At 41.7% G+C, this 17964-nt stretch carries 16 protein-coding genes; 8 read left to right on the top strand and 8 right to left on the bottom strand.

Annotated elements, in window-relative coordinates; genetic code table 11:
• Together ispA and dxs are read left to right on the top strand one after the other, a co-directional pair.
• Positions 1–882 carry a (2E,6E)-farnesyl diphosphate synthase gene (ispA, locus tag AB4160_RS16760; RefSeq protein WP_102439522.1) on the top strand — a complete coding sequence of 294 codons (882 nt, stop codon included), beginning with the start codon at positions 1–3 and terminating at the stop codon, positions 880–882.
• A 19-nt stretch (positions 883–901) separates the two neighbouring features.
• A complete protein-coding gene (gene dxs / locus AB4160_RS16755) occupies positions 902–2779 on the top strand; it encodes a 1-deoxy-D-xylulose-5-phosphate synthase (protein ID WP_303413548.1) in 1878 nt (625 codons plus the stop codon).
• Between the two features lie 176 nt (positions 2780–2955).
• Here dxs and grpE read toward each other — a convergent pair whose 3' ends face one another.
• On the bottom strand, positions 2956–3573 hold the full coding sequence (gene grpE, locus AB4160_RS16750; protein ID WP_076540307.1) for a nucleotide exchange factor GrpE: 618 nt from the start codon (positions 3571–3573) through the stop codon (positions 2956–2958).
• Between the two features lie 98 nt (positions 3574–3671).
• Here grpE and nadK point away from each other — a divergent pair, with 98 nt between their 5' ends.
• A complete protein-coding gene (nadK, locus tag AB4160_RS16745) occupies positions 3672–4550 on the top strand; it encodes an NAD(+) kinase (RefSeq protein ID WP_102439520.1) in 879 nt (292 codons plus the stop codon).
• A gap of 114 nt (positions 4551–4664) precedes the next feature.
• Here the strand turns inward: nadK and AB4160_RS16740 are convergent, their stop codons facing one another.
• Together AB4160_RS16740 and AB4160_RS16735 are read right to left on the bottom strand one after the other, a co-directional pair.
• Positions 4665–5705 (bottom strand): GTP-binding protein, encoded by a 1041-nt coding sequence (locus AB4160_RS16740; protein WP_102530937.1) that lies wholly within the window; start codon positions 5703–5705, stop codon positions 4665–4667.
• A 59-nt stretch (positions 5706–5764) separates the two neighbouring features.
• Positions 5765–7090 (bottom strand): DEAD/DEAH box helicase, encoded by a 1326-nt coding sequence (locus AB4160_RS16735; protein WP_102439518.1) that lies wholly within the window; start codon positions 7088–7090, stop codon positions 5765–5767.
• Between the two features lie 282 nt (positions 7091–7372).
• Between AB4160_RS16735 and AB4160_RS16730 the strand changes: the two genes are divergently transcribed.
• The 4 genes from AB4160_RS16730 to AB4160_RS16715 all read left to right on the top strand — a co-directional run bounded on the left by AB4160_RS16730 (position 7373) and on the right by AB4160_RS16715 (position 11849).
• Positions 7373–7990 carry a peptidylprolyl isomerase gene (locus AB4160_RS16730; RefSeq protein WP_102439517.1) on the top strand — a complete coding sequence of 206 codons (618 nt, stop codon included), beginning with the start codon at positions 7373–7375 and terminating at the stop codon, positions 7988–7990.
• A gap of 299 nt (positions 7991–8289) precedes the next feature.
• Positions 8290–9438, top strand: coding sequence for an L-threonine dehydrogenase (gene yiaY / locus AB4160_RS16725; RefSeq protein WP_102439516.1), 1149 nt, complete (start codon positions 8290–8292; stop codon positions 9436–9438).
• A 331-nt stretch (positions 9439–9769) separates the two neighbouring features.
• Entirely contained in the window at positions 9770–10135 is a 366-nt protein-coding gene (locus AB4160_RS16720) for a cytoplasmic protein (protein ID WP_102439515.1), read from the top strand.
• A 412-nt stretch (positions 10136–10547) separates the two neighbouring features.
• The gene (locus tag AB4160_RS16715) at positions 10548–11849 is read left to right on the top strand and encodes an NAD(P)/FAD-dependent oxidoreductase (RefSeq protein WP_102439514.1); all 1302 of its coding nucleotides are present in this window, start codon (positions 10548–10550) and stop codon (positions 11847–11849) included.
• 164 nt (positions 11850–12013) lie between these two features.
• Here AB4160_RS16715 and AB4160_RS16710 read toward each other — a convergent pair whose 3' ends face one another.
• The 5 genes from AB4160_RS16710 to AB4160_RS16690 all read right to left on the bottom strand — a co-directional run bounded on the left by AB4160_RS16710 (position 12014) and on the right by AB4160_RS16690 (position 15773).
• A complete protein-coding gene (locus AB4160_RS16710) occupies positions 12014–12382 on the bottom strand; it encodes a hotdog domain-containing protein (protein WP_076540291.1) in 369 nt (122 codons plus the stop codon).
• 257 nt (positions 12383–12639) lie between these two features.
• The gene (gene ltaE, locus AB4160_RS16705; protein WP_102519849.1) at positions 12640–13665 is read right to left on the bottom strand and encodes a low-specificity L-threonine aldolase; all 1026 of its coding nucleotides are present in this window, start codon (positions 13663–13665) and stop codon (positions 12640–12642) included.
• Between the two features lie 88 nt (positions 13666–13753).
• Complete coding sequence (gene tpx / locus AB4160_RS16700) at positions 13754–14338, bottom strand: thiol peroxidase (protein WP_102439548.1); 585 nt, start codon at positions 14336–14338, stop codon at positions 13754–13756.
• An 87-nt stretch (positions 14339–14425) separates the two neighbouring features.
• Positions 14426–15250 carry a mechanosensitive ion channel family protein gene (locus AB4160_RS16695; protein ID WP_102439512.1) on the bottom strand — a complete coding sequence of 275 codons (825 nt, stop codon included), beginning with the start codon at positions 15248–15250 and terminating at the stop codon, positions 14426–14428.
• Positions 15251–15275: 25 nt separating this feature from the next.
• Positions 15276–15773, bottom strand: a complete 498-nt coding sequence (locus tag AB4160_RS16690) for an OmpA family protein (protein ID WP_277869331.1) — start codon at positions 15771–15773, stop codon at positions 15276–15278.
• A 614-nt stretch (positions 15774–16387) separates the two neighbouring features.
• On the opposite strand from AB4160_RS16690, the gene AB4160_RS16685 reads away from it, so the two are divergent.
• Complete coding sequence (locus tag AB4160_RS16685) at positions 16388–17893, top strand: peptide MFS transporter (protein ID WP_102439510.1); 1506 nt, start codon at positions 16388–16390, stop codon at positions 17891–17893.
• The last annotated feature ends 71 nt before the right edge of the window (positions 17894–17964 follow it).

Below are 17964 nucleotides of genomic sequence, written 5' to 3'. Positions count from 1 at the left end.
GTGTTAGCCCAGTCAATTGAACAATACCAACAACGCGTGAACCAAGTTTTAGCAACTAAACTTGCCCAGCTTGATGACGCTGCCCCTATATTAAAAGCCGCAATGACCCACGGCGCCTTATTGGGCGGCAAACGCATTCGACCTTTTATGGTTTATAGCATTGGTGAAATGTTAGGTGCTGATTTAAAGCAGCTTGATAACGCCGCAGCCGCTATCGAATGTATTCATGCCTACTCATTAATCCATGATGATTTACCTGCCATGGACGATGATGCCCTGCGCCGCGGCCAGCCAACGGTGCATATTGCTTTTGATGAAGCTAGCGCTATCCTTGCAGGCGATGCCCTGCAAACCTTAGCCTTTGAACTTATTTGCGAGCCTAATGAGAGCATTAGCGCCTCTCAGCAACTTGCTATGGTAACCGCTTTAGCTAAAGCATCGGGTTATAGTGGTATGTGCGGCGGACAAGCTATTGATCTAGGCGCCACCAATAAGCGTATAGACCTTGAGCAGCTAACCCTGTTACATAATAAAAAAACCGGTGCCTTAATTAGCTGCGCTGCAGAACTTGCCTTAATCGCGGCATCAGCATCAAGCCTAGACCAACAAATTATCAGAGACTTTGCCGCCAATATTGGCTTAGCCTTTCAAGTACAAGATGACATTTTAGACATCATTGCCAGCACTGAAGAATTAGGTAAACCCCAAGGCAGTGATCAAGAGTCCAATAAAAGCACATTTCCTAAATTATTAGGGCTTAAGGGTGCAAATGAATGCGCCGAGCAACTAATTAACGATGCACTATCAGCGCTGGCAAAATTGACCTACAATAGCCAGTTAATTGCAGACTTCGCCCGCTATATCATTGCGCGAAGAATATAAAGAGACAGTTTACCGCCATATGAGTTTCGATAATTCTCAATTTCCGGTATTAGCTCAAGCTAATACCCCTGACGATTTGAAAAAGCTGCCGCAAGGCATGCTGCCACAGTTATCCGATGAATTAAGACAGTTTTTGCTTAAATCAGTCAGTAACTCAAGTGGCCATTTTGCTTCAGGCCTTGGTACTGTTGAATTAACAGTAGCACTTCATTATGTCTATAATACGCCTTTTGACCGCGTAGTATGGGATGTAGGCCACCAAGCTTACCCCCATAAAATTCTCACTGGTCGTCGTGACAGAATGCATACCATTCGTCAAAAGAACGGTTTACACCCTTTCCCATGGCGTGAAGAAAGTGAGTACGACACCTTTAGTGTCGGGCATTCTGGTACCTCTGTTAGTGCAGCATTAGCCATGGCTGTGGCTGCCCAAAAAGAGCAGAAAAATCGTAAAGTCGTGGCCGTTATCGGTGATGGTGCGATGACCGGCGGTATGGTGTTTGAGGCCATGAACCATGCAGGCGATCTGCACAATGACATGTTAGTGGTGTTAAATGACAATGAAATGTCTATCTCAGAAAATGTCGGCGCACTGAATAACCATTTAGCCCAACTAATGTCAGGCCGCTTCTACACCACCATTCGTGAAAGCAGCAAAAAAGTGCTCAAAGGTATGCCTGTCATTAAAGAAATGGCAAAGCGTACTGAAGAACACCTTAAAGGTATGGTCGTACCTGGAACCTTATTTGAAGAACTAGGTTTTAACTATATTGGCCCGATTGATGGTCATGATGTTGATTCATTAGTTGAAACACTGCGTAATATGCGCGATTTAAAGGGCCCGCAAATCCTGCATATCATGACTAAAAAAGGTCGTGGATATGAGCCTGCTGAAAAAGATCCTATCGGTTGGCATGCAGTGCCTAAATTCGACCATACTCAATTTAGAAAGCCGAAAACAAAACCAAGTTCACCGACATTTTCGCAAATTTTCGGTAAGTGGTTATGTGATGTTGCTGAAAAAGATGACAAGTTACTCGCCATTACACCAGCCATGCGTGAAGGCTCGGGCATGGTTGAGTTTTCACAGCGTTTTCCAAACCAGTATTTTGATGCCGCGATTGCTGAGCAACACGCGGTCACCTTAGGTGCTGGTTTTGCGTGTGAAGGCTACTCAGCTGTTGTCGCTATCTATTCAACTTTCTTGCAGCGTGGTTACGATCAGTTAATTCACGATGTAGCTCTACAGCGCCTACCTGTGTTATTTGCTATCGATCGCGGTGGTATTGTTGGCGCTGATGGCCCAACTCACCAAGGTGCTTTTGATTTAAGCTTCCTGCGTTGTGTTCCCAATATGGTCGTTATGGCACCATCTGATGAAGATGAATGTCGCCAAATGCTCTATACCGGTTATCGCTATAAAGATGGCCCAACGGCGGTTCGCTACCCTCGTGGTTGTGCGACAGGTATTGAACCAACTGAAGAAATGACTCCTATTGCGATTGGTAAAGGCTTGGTTAAACGTCAAAGCCAACAGCAGACGCAACGTGTAGCCATTGTTAACTTTGGTACTACTCTTGCTGCAGCGCTTGAAGCCGCTGAGACGCTCGATGCCACCGTTGCCGATATGCGCTTTGTTAAGCCATTAGATTTAACCCTGCTCGCTGAGCTTGCTCATAGTCATGACGTGATTGTCACCGTTGAAGAAAATGCCATTATGGGCGGTGCGGGTAGCGGCGTCATTGAAGCGCTGCATCAAATGAAAATCTTAAAGCCTGTGCTGCAAATTGGCTTACCTGATGAATTTATCAAGCATGGTGGACCGGATGAAATCATCCAAGAGCTTAAATTAGATGGTGCGGGTGTTTTAGCCCAAATCCAAGACTATTTAAGTTAACCGCCTCAGGGAGTTAAGCCAATTTGATTGGCGCTACTAAAAATCACAAAAAAGGACTGCATTGGCAGTCCTTTTTATTAACTCTTTATTACTAACGCTTGATTACTAACTATTGTTTTGCCAATGCTTTGCTTATTGATTGGCAAACCAAGAAGTCAGTTTTCAATTGTTATGCATTACGCTTGTGTATCAACACTTGCGCCACCTTGAGACACCATAACCATCGCAGGGCGAAGTACACGGTCTTTTAAGATGTAACCTTTTTGCATAACTAGCATCACGGTATCTTTAGGGTATTCTGCACTTGGCTGCATACCGATAGCTTGATGATGATTTGGATTAAATGCTTCACCTAATGGATTAACAAGCACTACGCCATTTTTCTCAACTGCTGCCATTAACCCTTTCATGGTCAATTCAACACCTTCAGCAATCGCTTTAGTTGCTTCATCTTCAGCATCAACACCAGCAAGTGCACGTTCCATATTATCTAATACAGGCAAAAGCTCATTCACGAACTTTTCTAATGCGAAGGCACGGGCTTTTTCAACATCTTTTGCTGCACGAGCGCGGATGTTTGCCGTTTCAGCAGCGGCGCGAATTTCAACATCTTTACGCTCAGCTAAGGCTGCTTGAGTTTCAGCAAGTTGTTGCTCTAATGCTTCAATTTTAAGGTTAGCTTGAGTTAACGCATCAACTTCGGTGGCCTCTTCTGCTGCGACTTCAGTTTCCGTTTCATTGACGACTTCTGCATCAATGATCTCTTGATCTACTTTGTTTGACTCGTTGCTCATTTTCACTCCAGCTAAAAATGCTTTGTTTCTGATTACTATGGGCATATTATGGGGATCATTTTCTTCGTTTCAAGCCTTTGTGCAAATCAAATACTAATATGACTAAAAAGTTTCAAACAATCGGCCTCATTGGCAAGCCACATCATCAAGGTACCAATCGCACTTTAAAGCGTTTGCATCATTGGCTTTCCATGCAAGGCTTCGACATATTAGCCGAAGAGCGAGTGGCTTCTGAGTTAAAAGTTGAAGTGGAATCTGTTGATTTAACTGAATTAGGTGAGCGCTGCGATCTCGCTATTGTCGTCGGTGGTGACGGTAATATGCTCGGCGCCGCGCGGGTATTGTCTCGCTTTGACATTGGGGTTATTGGGGTTAACCGTGGCAACCTTGGTTTTTTAACGGATTTACCACCCGATAACTTTGAAGAATCACTTTCTAAGGTACTTGAAGGCGAATACGATACAGAGAACCGCTTTTTGCTAGAGGCTGAAGTGCATCGTCATGGGATTTTAAAAGCCAGTAACTCTGCGGTTAACGAAGCGGTATTGCATCCGGGTAAAGTGGCGCACATGATCCAGTTTGAGGTCTATATTGATGAGCAATTCATGTATAGCCAACGCGCCGATGGCATGATTGTATCAACCCCAACGGGCTCAACAGCTTATGCCTTGTCTGCTGGCGGCTCAATTTTAACCCCTAACCTGCAAGCATTAATTTTAGTGCCTATGTTCCCTCATACACTATCGTCTCGCCCTATTGTGGTGGATGCATGTAGCACCATAAAATTAGTGGTATCACCGGATAACGGCGAGAACTTAGAAGTCAGCTGTGATGGTCACGTTGATTTAGCTGTGTTGCCTGGGGATGAAATTTTTATTCGCCGTAGCAATAATCATTTAAGAATGATCCACCCTAAAGGCCACAATTACTTTGATGTTTTGCGCGCTAAATTGGGCTGGGGCAGCAAACTGTTTTAAGGGCTAATGTTAGCTGCAGTGGTTGAAAATAACTGATGCTTTAGTAACTGTTGTTACTTTAGTAGCAGTTGTTTTAGGAAAAAATTTAACAACAACCACTGTGATCTAGCCCGTCTAAGCCATGTCACTCAAGCAATTGAGGATTTGCTCTGTTAATAATGCCTCTGATAACGGGTTTAAGCTAATTATCTCTAATCTTGAGTCCATGGCTTCATCAAGCTCGTTAATCGACAGCCTGCCATCGACAGCATTAAAAGCGCCAATGCCTTCTTCTGTGATCATTACCGCTTTTATGCGTAGCACCTCATTAAGTAAGCCGTCACACCAGGCAACTAACTTATCAAAGTCAAAACAATGCTCGGCGCTAAAAATCCAGCCAATACTATGCGCTCCTTGCGCTTGATTTAACTTGGTTATAAAACCTTGGCCATTGAACTCATCATCAACCACAGCAGCATTTGAGTCAAACAGTGATTGGCTAGGCTTGGTCACTGACTTGGCTAAATAAGATGCTTGAGTGCTTGAACTGCTGAGACTAATGGCTCGCGGCTTTATCAACGCCCAATAAACATGATTAAGCACATCAGCTGTGTTAGAGGCAATACACAGTTTTTTATCATTAGCTAAGTAAGCTGACAAAGAGGCAAAATCATCTTGCTGATATAAATCGGCCTTGCTGGCGTAAATCACTTCTGCAATGTCTATTTGCTGATTAAAGTTACTATTTTCAGTGTAGCGAGTGTCTTTGAGCTTGCGCGCATCAACCACACATAAGGTTTGATTTAACTGCAATACTTGCTGATTAAACTCATTGGTCAGTACCTTGAGTATTTCAGCAGGATGGCCAAGTCCAGTTGGTTCAATTAACAATCTATCTGGCTTAGCTTTTTGAATAATTTGATTAATCGCCACTTGCATCGGTACGCCTGCAGCGCAACATAAGCAGCCACCAGCAACTTCTTTTATGACCACTTGTTCGGATGAGTTGCAGCCAGTTATCAGGCTCGCATCAATACCCACTTCGCCAAACTCATTAACTAGCACAGCCCAAATTTCACCCTTGGGTTTGATTGCCAGTAACGACACAATTAAGCTGGTTTTACCTGCCCCTAAAAAGCCGGTAATGAGGTTAGTATTAATGCGTTTACGGATCACCTGATAAATTCCACTAAATAACTAAATTAAACCCATGTAAATAATAAGCATTGTGATTATTATTTTTTAGCGTACTTGCCTTGTCTAGTCGGCTTAGCGTTCCCATCAGCACGACTACCTTTACCAGCAGGGCCACTTTTAGCTGCGCCGCCGCGATTTCGGTTGCCACCTTGGCGTTTATGTTTAAACAGCTTTTTAGGTTTTTCAGCATCGACTTCTCTATATCGAGCCGGTAATGGCGCGCCAAGTTCATAACCGGGTAACACTACCACAGGTATTGAGGTGCTAATGAGTGCTTCAATGTCTTCTAACAGCTCCATTTCATTTTGTGCGACCAATGAAATGGCCTGACCGGTTAAGCCTGCGCGGCCCGTACGGCCAATACGGTGAACATAATCTTCAGGCTCTGGGGGTAATTCAAAATTAATCACTAATGGTAAAGCTTCAATATCTAGACCCCTTGCGGCGAGATCGGTCGCTATCATGACGCGCAGCTTACCCGTCTTAAACTCTTCTAAAGCACGGTTGCGAGCGCCTTGAGTTTTGTCACCATGAAATACGGCAGCTTTAATACCATCTAACTTAAACTCTTTAAGTAAGTGCTCAGCCGTTTCTTTTAGGCTGGTAAATACCATCACCTGTTGCCAGTTATTACGGCCAATCAGCTCTGACAGTAACTCTGCTTTACGGCGTTTATCTACTTGATATACCGATTGGGTTACCGTTTCAGCAGGTTTTTGATTCGATATATGCACATACTCGGCATTTTTGAGCATTTTTGCCGCTAAGCTTTTGACATCATTAGAATAGGTCGCTGAAAACATCATGGTTTGATGTTGACGATTGATCATCCGCTTCACTTTTTCGATATCTTTAACAAAACCTAAGTCCAACATGCGATCGGCTTCATCGATAACTAAATGGGTCACAAAGGATAAATCAAGGTCATGCTGACCAATAATATCGAATAATCGCCCAGGAGTTGCTACCAAAATGTCGACACCTTTAGCGAGGGCTTTTCGTTGCGGGTTGATATTCGAACCGCCATAAACCGCGAGGCTCTCAAAGGGTAAAAACTGGGCATAGTTAACCAGATTTTGTTCGATTTGAATCGCCAGCTCGCGAGTTGGGGTCATGATCAGTACCCGTAAACGTTGCCAAGCTGTTTTGCTCTCTTGTTCGGCTATTTCAAGCTCAAGACGAGTTAATAAAGGTAAAGCAAATGCAGCAGTTTTACCGGTACCAGTTTGTGCGCTGGCTAATATATCCTTACCTTCAATAGCTAATGGGATCACAATTTGTTGTACGGGGGTCATATCGCTATAACCACATGTGTTAACCGCATCCAAAATCGGTTGTGACAAGCCTAATGAATCAAAAGTCATATTGTTCTCTGAAAACTACTGTTAAAGGCGCTATTGTAGCGACTTAGGTTAATATTAGCGAAATAAAAACCACAGCTAAATAAAGGCACTTAGGCTTAATGCAATGCATTAACCTGTAAAATCAGCCAAGTACATATAAGTTAGCTCTGTTTTATAACACGCTAAGATATGTTATTTCGGCCTTTAGGTAACACTTTGTATCTTATGGTTTTATTTATTGATTTAATTGGCACATTTTAGCAACATAGGTCTCACAATAATAAAACAACTAATAGGCCTGTGATGAAACTGCTATACCCGTTATTATTTGCATTAACCCTTAGCGCTTGTGGTGGCTCAGACTCTGACTCTCAAGTTCCAGAAACTCCTGAGACTACACCACCTGTCGAACCTACTGAGCTAGTTGCCGATATTTGCTATGTTATGTCGACAACAATGGGCGACATCAGCTTAGCCATCGATACCACTAATACACCCATTACTGGAGCGAATTTTAAACGCTATGTCGATGAGCAGTTTTATGATGGCACACTATTTCACCGCGTTGTCTATCAATTTGTTTCACAAGGCGGTGGCTTTACCACAGGATTAGTGAGCAAGCCTGGCTTTGAAGCTATCACATTAGAAGACAATGTCGGCCTAACTAACGCACGTGGCACCATAGCGATGGCGCGCACCACAGTGGCAGATTCAGCCACATCACAGTTTTATATCAACGCCCTCGATAATCCTCAATTAGATTATTCCAGTGGCCAACGTGGTTATGCGGTTTTTGGTCAAGTGTATGACGGTATGGCTGAAGTGGTCGATCAAATTAACATGGTATCGATTAATAGTAATAGCGTACCTGTAACAGATATCGTCATCAACAGCGTTGAAGAAACCAGCTGCCCACAATGATAACCTAGCAAAAAATTTGTATGTGACTAATGTATAGCGCTTTATTATTAACGCCCGCAACAATTATCGTTGCGGGCTTTTTATTGGTTTACAGCGCAAATAAAACCAAAAGTACAATCAAGATTACACTTCACTAGCAAAATCAGAGCTAGCTCCGCTAATTACGATTAAAACCACAGAAACAACATGAACAAGTTTAAATGTATGAAATAAGTCACAAATTATAGTCAATATGATTGGTAATTTAATGACATTAAAGAATTCTGTATTAATTATTTTAATCATTAAAGAGGTTTCCCATGGCGACTAAATTTTTCATTCCTAGCGTAAATATTCTCGGTCAAGACAGTGTTAATGAAGCAATCAATGACATCAAAACACTGGGCTTTAAGCGCGCACTTATTGTTACTGATGCACCGTTAGTAAAAATTGGTTTAGTTGATAAAGTAGCGGCTAAGCTTATGGACAATGGCATTGCAGTATTTATCTTTGATGGCGTACAACCTAACCCAACCATGGGAAATGTTGAAGCAGGCTTAGCAATGCTTAATGCCAACGAGTGTGATTTTGTTATTTCGTTAGGTGGCGGCTCGCCACATGATTGCGCTAAAGGTATCGCTTTAGTGGCGACCAATGGTGGTAGCATCAAAGACTACGAAGGCTTAGATGTTTCAACAAGACCACAAATGCCGCTAGTCGCAATTAACACTACGGCTGGCACAGCCAGTGAGATGACCCGTTTCTGTATTATTACTGATGAGTCACGTCATATTAAAATGGCGATTGTCGATAAAAACACCACCCCTATTTTGTCAGTAAATGACCCTGAACTCATGGTTGAAAAACCTGCGGCGTTAACAGCCGCAACCGGTATGGATGCATTAACTCATGCGGTGGAAGCTTATGTATCAACAGCTGCGAACCCAATTACCGATGCTTGTGCAATTAAAGCCATCGAGCTGATTAAAGCTAACTTGGTTAATGCGGTTGAACAAGGTGATGATATCAATGCTCGTGAGCAAATGGCTTACGCGCAATTCTTAGCGGGAATGGCATTTAATAATGCTAGCTTAGGTTATGTTCATGCGATGGCCCATCAACTTGGCGGCTTTTATGATTTACCACACGGTGTGTGTAATGCACTATTACTGCCGCATGTACAAGCTTACAATGCGCAAGTGGTGCCAGGTAAATTAAAAGACATTGCTAAAGCAATGGGTGTAGATGTGGCGCAATTAGATGATACTCAAGGCGCAGCGGCTGCAATCGAAGCCATTAAAACCTTGTCTGTTGCAGTCAATATCCCAGCGAATTTAACTGAACTTGGAGTTAACCCAGAAGACATCCCTACATTGGCTGATAATGCGTTAAAAGATGCCTGTGGCCTCACTAACCCAAAACAAGCGACCCATGGTGAGATTTGTGAAATATTCACTAACGCACTATAGGTTACAACCGTAAGTTTCATATATTCGCGGCTCAAGCTGATCCGCGAATAAAACCTGTCAATGGCTGGCATTCTCTACTAGAGAACAACCTGACTAAAACACAGCTTAAGGCCAATAAAATTGCCATTAAGCTATTGAAATAGCGCCAGCCACAGCGCTAAAAATAATAGTCACACTTAAGTATTCTAACTACAAACTGATACTTTTATTTAATAAATAATACACTTACACACATAACTGTTAACCGCGTCTAACTTCTCAAAATAACCATTGACCTGCCTTAAAATAGGGGTCTATGATGAAGTTACATTCTTAAATAAGTAGGTAAGCTATGACTGCAATCACTCATGTGTATAACTACACAGTAAGATGTCCTCACTATAAAGAAAAAGATAAAACAGCTAGCTGGTTAAACCACATAGAAATCAACCAATCCTCAGAAATTGCACTAAACCGCATCACCAAATGGCACAATGCACCCGGTTCAAAATCATTTGAAAGCGGAAAGTTTGTCGTTAGAAAGTCGGACACCGACAACACTTATTACTCAATGCAAAGCAATCGCCTGTTAAATGATGCCCACGCTATGGTCACCTTTAAGATCTTCCTCGATGATTGCTGCCAAGATGCAGATCCAGAGAAAATCATTGCCCATTTAGTCGAAGACTATAACAAGCGTCTTGCTAAAGCTCAGTAACGTTTCCAAGGATTACTGAATCACCGAAAAACGCTGTTATGTTTTTCGGTGACAATCTCAAATATTACCAAAGCCAATACGTGATACAGTTAACACTACTCCAAACTAGTTAACCATCAGTTCACAGTTCCACACTCTTATTAAGACATCCTAGCTTTGTTTACTATATAAACTGCTTCTCATAATTTTTAACACGCTTTACGACTGCCTTTTAACGCTTCGATATGCTGCGTTCTTTTTTAATCTTATAAATTAACTCGCTTTACTCTGACTACCTTTACATGACAAGTGAGTTTGCAACGCTAAAGCGCATAATTTTTATAAGATTTTGTCGATTCTGTTCCTTGTCGTTAAAGCCATACCGATAAAAATATAACCGAATTATTTTAACTTCACTAAAGGAGCATCTTAGATGCAAGCAGTTCCGAATATCGTCATCGTTGGCGGCGGCGCAGGTGGCATGGAAATCGCCACTAAATTGGGTCATAAAGTTGGTAGAAAAGCCAAAGCAAAAGTCACACTCGTGGATTGTGCCGAAAGCCATGTGTGGAAACCACTGCTTCATGAAGTGGCTACTGGCGCCTTAGATATTGGCATTGATGCAATTAGCTACCGTGGCCACGCCTCAGCACATGGTTACCATTTTCAACAAGGTGCAATGATTGATATTAATCGTGATGATAAACATATTATTTTAGCGCCAATTAATGATGAAAACGGGGATGAACTCTTACCCGCTCGTCATATTCCTTATGACTATTTAGTGATTGCCATTGGCAGCGTAGCCAATGACTTTAATATTCCTGGCGTCAAAGAGCACAGCCTGTTTTTAGATAACACTGAACAAGCGATGCAAATTCGTAAGCTGTTATTAAATAAATTTATGCGCTATGCCAGTCATCATCAACTGGATGATAAAATTAAAATTGCTGTGGTAGGTGCAGGTGCGACTGGTGTGGAAATGTCGGCTGAAATGCACCATGCGGTAGAGCAACTCAGTGGCTTTGGCTATAAAATTGATACCAGTTTGCTGGAAGTTTCCCTCATTGAAGCTGATGAGCGCATTTTACCTAAAGTCGGCAAAGTAGAAATTTCTGACTCAGTGACCCGTGAACTCAAGCAATTGGGAGTGAAGGTCATGACAAACACCCGCATTACACAAGTGACACCAGAAGGCTTATCGACAACAGATAACACCTTGATCCCTGCAGATATGGTTATATGGTCAACAGGTGTTAAAGCACCAAACTTTTTAAATAATATTGGTGGTCTTGAAAGTAATCATATTAACCAAGTGATGGTGAAGCAAAATATGCAAACCACCCTAGACCCCTCAATCTTCTCTATTGGCGATTGTGCAGCTTGCCCACAAGCTGATGGCAGCTGGGTACCTCCACGAGGCCAGTCAGCAAGACAAATGGCATTAATGACAGCTGATAACATTATGTTGATGCTTGCTGGCAAAGATCCTAAAAATGAATACGTTTACAAAGATTTAGGTTCGCTGGTGAACCTGTCGAAGTTCCACACTGTCGGTAACCTAATGTCATTTATGGGTGGCGGGGTTTTGGTTGAGGGTAAAATTGCCCGTTTTGTTTACACCTCACTTTATCGTCGTCACTTAATTGAGCTGCACGGTGTGGTGAAAGGCACCTTAATGATGCTGGCAAAAGGGATCAGCCGCATTATTCATCCGCATCTTAAATTACACTAAAGTGGAATTAGGCGCTTAAGCGCTAACTGATAAAGATAAAACATTAACCTTGCCAGCTTTAGATCAATTAAAGCTGGCAAGGTTAACGCCAGTGAACGACTCTATTGGGGCTAGTTTGCTAAACACTTACCTTTACCGGTACTCGCAATGATTAAACCATCCCCTTAGGCGGCATTCGCTCTAATACCATGAGGGATCGGTAAACCTCTTTCATTAATGTTCACAAACACAATTTTATCGATATAAGCGATCGGTGCATTGCTAAGGCTATTTCTCACTTTACATCTTAATGTAATAGAACTTTGCCCTAAGCTAATGGCTTCCATACCAAACTCAATCACATCACCCATTTTAGCGGGACTCATAAAATTAATTTCTGACACTAACTTAGCCATTAGCTGCTTACTGTGCATTTGACAGCGGGCAAATATCGACGCTTCTTGATTAAGCCACATCAGTAGCTGGCCACAACATAGACTTTGTTCTGCATTTAAATTTACTGGTTTTACAATATGACGGCCTAAATATTCCATAATATTGCTCCTTGAATTACTATACCACTTTATAGGTAGCAACTTTAAAGCCAACTCTTCAAGCTGTTGAAATAATTAAAAATGATAAAACCATGATTTAAATATGGTCTCTTAACTGCGCCATAATATTACAACCTCAGTACTTGCTTGCACCAAAAAAAAGCACCTCTTGGCAGAAGTGCTTTTAAAGACAATCAATAACTGATTGAGCGCTCATTTATGGGTGCCACATTTGAGCTAAGACAGTTTTATCTGGATTATTTATTATTCAGCTGGACAATTATTTGCTTCAAGGTAGTGATAAAAGTCACAATATCCTGCCGGCTAATATCTTTGTGGGTCACCAAGCGTAATGACGATGACGGACTGATAATGATGCCCTTTTGCGCCAATAGTAAAGCGAGATGCTTGACATCATATGCCTTATCTAAAGATGCAAACACCATATTAGTTTGAACTAAATTGATATCCACTGAAAACTCAGGCATTTCAGATAACAACTGTGCTAAAAGCGCGGCATTATCATGATCTTCTGCCAACCTATCCACTTGCTCGGTAATAGCCAATTGGGCTGCTGCTGCAATAATACCCGCTTGCCTCATACCGCCACCGAGCATTTTACGCCAGCGTATAGCTTTTTGTATTAAGCGCTCATCACCAAGCAATATTGAACCTATTGGCGCAGCTAAGCCCTTTGATAAGCAAATTGAAACCGAATCAAAATACTGAGTAATCTCACTAATGGGTATATTTTGTGCCACTGCAGCATTCGCTACGCGCGCGCCATCTAAGTGGATTTTTAAATTATGATTAAAGGCTAATGCTTGGGCATCCGCAAGGTATTTCTGCGGTAACACCTTACCACCAATGGTATTTTCAAGGCTCAATAAACGAGTATGCGCAAAATGAATATCATTAGGCTTAATAGCAGCTTCAATATCTGCAAGTAAAATTGAACCGTCTGGCTGATTGTTTAACGGTTGCGGTTGAATACTGCCCAGTACTGCTGCCCCGCCACCTTCAAATTTATAATTATGAGCCTGTTGACCACAAAGGTACTCATCACCTCGCTCACAATGTGCCATTAAGGCCAATAAATTAGCTTGAGTACCAGAACTAACAAACAAAGCACTATCAAAGCCATATAAGTCAGCAGCCATATCTTGTAAATGGTTTACCGTGGGATCATCACCATAAACATCATCGCCAACCTCGGCATTCGCCATGGCTTTACGCATGGCATCTGTGGGTTTTGTTACCGTATCACTGCGAAAATCAATCATATCCACTCTCAATAAACTGGCGCGAGTACTGTTTCTAGTACTGTAAAATTAGCTTATTCTACCCCAGTTATTCGTGCTTAAGCTTGTGCTAGTCGGCAGAAATTTTATTTAATGCCGATAATGCGGCGTCGTAATCTGGATGATTAGCCACCTCAGCTACAAGTTCTTTATATTTGAGTGTTCCGTTCGTATCAATAATCAAAATAGCTCTCGCAAGTAAACCGCGGTCTTTGATCAGTAAACCATATTTATGACCAAAATCTCGCCATACAGCATCTGATAGCACTGTTATTTTATCCACTTGCTCTGCCTGACAAAAACGCTTTTGAGCAAAAGGTAAATCGGTGCTAATAGTTAACATCACCACATTGTCGTTGTATTGACTGACTGATTTATTAAATCGCTTAGTCTGCAACGCACAGACCCCAGTATCTAAGCTAGGCACAGCACTAATTAATACGGTTTTTCCTTTAAAGTCAGCCAGGCTTATGGGCTCGAATATCTCATTAACAAGGGTAAAGTCAGGCGCTTGAGTATTAACGCTTAATTGCTGGCCTACTAACTCCATCGGCTTACCGCCCATAGTAATTGTCGTCACTTCACTGCCAACACTGACATTAGGCAAGGTAAGTGCAATAACCACTGCGACTGAAGATAGAATATTATTGTACATTTTTAACCTCACGAAATCATTGCGATAAAATGGCCATAAAAAAGCCAGCATAATAGCTGGCTTTGTGAACAAAATGCACTAGATAGGCTATTTAGCTGGCATTTCTTTTAAATGTAAATCCATTTGTGGGAATGGAATTTCAATAGCTGCAGCATCTAGCGCATTCTTAATCTGTTCTAGTAACTCAAAATGAGCTGGCCAGTAATCGGCAGTGTTAACCCATGGACGAACCACGAAGTTAATAGAACAATCTGCTAGTTCACCTAGTGCAACAGTGTATGCAGGATCTTTAAGAACATATTGATTATTGTCTAATACAGAAGAGATAACTTTCTTGGTTGCTGCGATATCTGAGGTGTAACCCACACCGATAACTAAATCAACTCGACGTGTTTCTTTAGTTGAGTAATTAATAATAGTGCCATCCATCATCGCTGAGTTTGGAGCAATAATGGTCTTGTTATCGCCAGTACGAAGTTTAGTTGAGAAAATAGTTATTTCTTCAATCACTCCCGCTACACCAGCGGCTTCAACAAAATCACCTACACGACAAGGGCGGAAGATAACCATCAACACACCTGCGGCAAAATTTGACAATGAACCTTGCAGCGCTAAACCTACAGCTAAACCTGCAGCACCCAATACAGCGACTAGTGATGCTGTTTGTACGCCAATTTGACCTAAGGTTGCGATAATCGTAAATACAAATACCACGCCCCAAACCAAATTACCGACAAATGATGCTACGGTTTCATCAATTTTACGGCCCAGTAATAGTTTTGTAGTTAATTTCTTAGCTACGTTAGATAGATATTTACCTACGATAAATATCAAAATGGCCATCACAACTTTTAATCCATAAGTGATTAAAAATTCAGGCGCTTGTGCCATCAAACTCTCGATGCTTTCCATGGTTTACTCCCTTTATTAATAATAATTATTCAAACTTGAATTCAACGCGTCTATTTTTTTGCCTACCTAGCGCGGTACGATTTGTTGATATGGGAGCCAAACTCCCCATACCACTAACTTCTATTACATCGGCATCAATCGCAAACTGCTCGACCAAAATATCTTTAACTGATTGGGCTCTTTTTACTGACAAACTGGCGTTTAATTGCTCACTACCAATGTTGTCGGTGTGACCTAGTAAAGAAATACTGACAAGCTTATTGTCCTTAATGAGCTGGTGCGCCCGCTCAATACTGGGTAATTGCGACCTTAACACCCGAGACTGGCCAAAATTAAAATATATCGGGCTGACGCTCACTAAGCCCAAGCTTTGCTGGCAACCGTTGGCAAGTACAGCTGTATTAATCTGTGTATTGGGACAGGCATCTTTTTTATCTGGTACGCCATCAAGATCACTATCAACCCAAGCAAGCACTGAACTGCTAAAAACTAAGCTGCATAAACAAACAAGTTGTCGATACAAGATCCTGCCTCCGCCATCAAAGTCAGTTAATTACACTCAATGGCCAGACACTTAATATGCAATAAAACTAAATATTGTTTTTTTGACACTAAAATCCAATGAGTTACATTTTATATACTTGTTAAAAATTTGCAAAGCGTTTACACAATTAAAACAAGTATAGATTCTATTTGTCAGCCCGCTAACCGACCTCATACTAAATAATCGTCACAAATTCTGTTATCCGTTGTTATGGTGACTTTAATAGCATTTGCCAGCTAAAAGCTTGCCAACTAGCACCAAAAAAACAACAAAGGTATCTTTGCAAGCGGTTAAAAACTGATTCAACGTCTACATTTACAAACGCTGATCGCCCATGGCCATTGACTTTTACGGCTTATAAGATGTATATAAGGGTAGCTTTTTAAGGTTTTAATCCTTAAAACTTTAAAATGACAACATTTACTATAATAAATAAACAACAAAGTGGTTAAATTTATAGCAACTAAGTTGAAACGCGACAGAATGTTATTCTGAAAATATCAATACGTTGAACATAATCACAATTGCAAACAACAATTTCTGTGGCGACAGTGGTCCCGCAGGCAAATCACAAGCTTAAGGTGGAAGACTTAATGAGCAATGCAAAACCACAGGGGACCATGCTTGGTCATCCCAAGGGGCTTTTCCTGCTGTTTACAACAGAACTATGGGAAAGATTCAGTTATTACGCGATGCGTGCCATTTTGGTGCTCTATCTGGTCGATAAAGTTGAGTCTAATGGTGGTAGTGGTCTTGGTTGGACTCAAGCAGACGCACTTTCTCTTTATGGAACATTTACCGGTTTAGTGTACTTAACCCCGCTCATTGGCGGATGGTTAGCGGATAATATTTTAGGCCAACGTAAAGCGATTTATATTGGCGGCTTCTTAATGGCTGCAGGTCAATTTACCCTAGCAGCACCACATAGCTGGATGCCAGGTCTAGAAACAACCATGTTTTACATTGGCCTAGGCACCTTGATTATTGGTAACGGTCTATTTAAGCCAAACATCTCAACTATGGTTGGTGACTTATATGAAGAAGGCGATCACCGTCGTGATGGTGCATTTACTATCTTCTATATGGGTATTAACGTTGGTGCGGCATTATCAGGTTTCATTGTGGCATGGGCATACACCCAATTTGGCCATAGCATTGTTATTGACGGCAAAGAAGTATTTGTTAACAACTGGCAAGCAGGTTTCTTCTGTGCGGGTATTGGTATGGTTGCGTCATTAATCATCCAATTCCTATTCGCGCAAAAGCTACTTGGAGATATCGGTACGGTTCCTGCCGCTAAACTTGAAAAGCAAAAAAATGAAGCTAAAGGTGAAACACGTAAAGAGCCTTTAACTAAAGTTGAACGTGATCGCATTAAAGTGATCATGGTAATGGGTTTATTCACGGTTATTTTCTGGGCAGGCTTTGAGCAAGCTGGCGGATTAATGAACTTATTCACTAACAACTTTACCGATCGTATGATTGGTGGCTGGGAAGTTCCAACGACTTATTTCCAATCACTTAATGCTATCTTTATCGTTGTTTTTGCCCCTGTTATTGCGTCTATTTGGATCCGCTTAGGTAAAAACGAACCTAACTCACCAGTTAAATTTGCATTAGGTTTAGTATTACTGGGTATTGGTTTCCTATTCATGATCGGTGCTGTACTTGAAATGGGCGGCGACGCAAACGCTAAGTCAAGCATGTGGTGGTTAGTCGGTGCATACTTCTTCCACACCATGGGTGAATTATGTTTGTCACCAATTGGCTTATCAATGGTCACTAAATTGGCTCCACTGCGTATCGCATCATTAATGATGGGTGCTTGGTTCCTATTTATCGCAGCGGCTAACAAAATTGGTGGCTTAGTAGGTTCATTAATTGGTCACGGCGGTGATGTGGAAGATCAACTTGCCAATGCAATGTCTATTTTTGCTGGTATTGCGATCACAGCAGGTATCTCAGCGGTTATCTTATACTTCATGGCTGACAAGCTAGTTGATTGGATGCACGGCGCTGAAGGTCACAACGAAACTGAAGAGCAAGCGTTAACTGAAGAAATTGCAGTGACGGCTGAACATGAAGCAATAAAGCATTAATACTTAGCTTTAGTGCATCATGAATTAAAAAACCTCGCCATTTGCGAGGTTTTTTATTTCAGCTTTATTTA

This window comes from Shewanella sp. 10N.286.51.B8 (assembly GCF_041469325.1).
In the GTDB taxonomy this organism is placed as follows: Bacteria; Pseudomonadota; Gammaproteobacteria; order Enterobacterales; family Shewanellaceae; genus Shewanella.
Note: the sequence above shows the minus strand (reverse complement) of the source record. Positions and strands in the feature narration are given on the sequence as shown.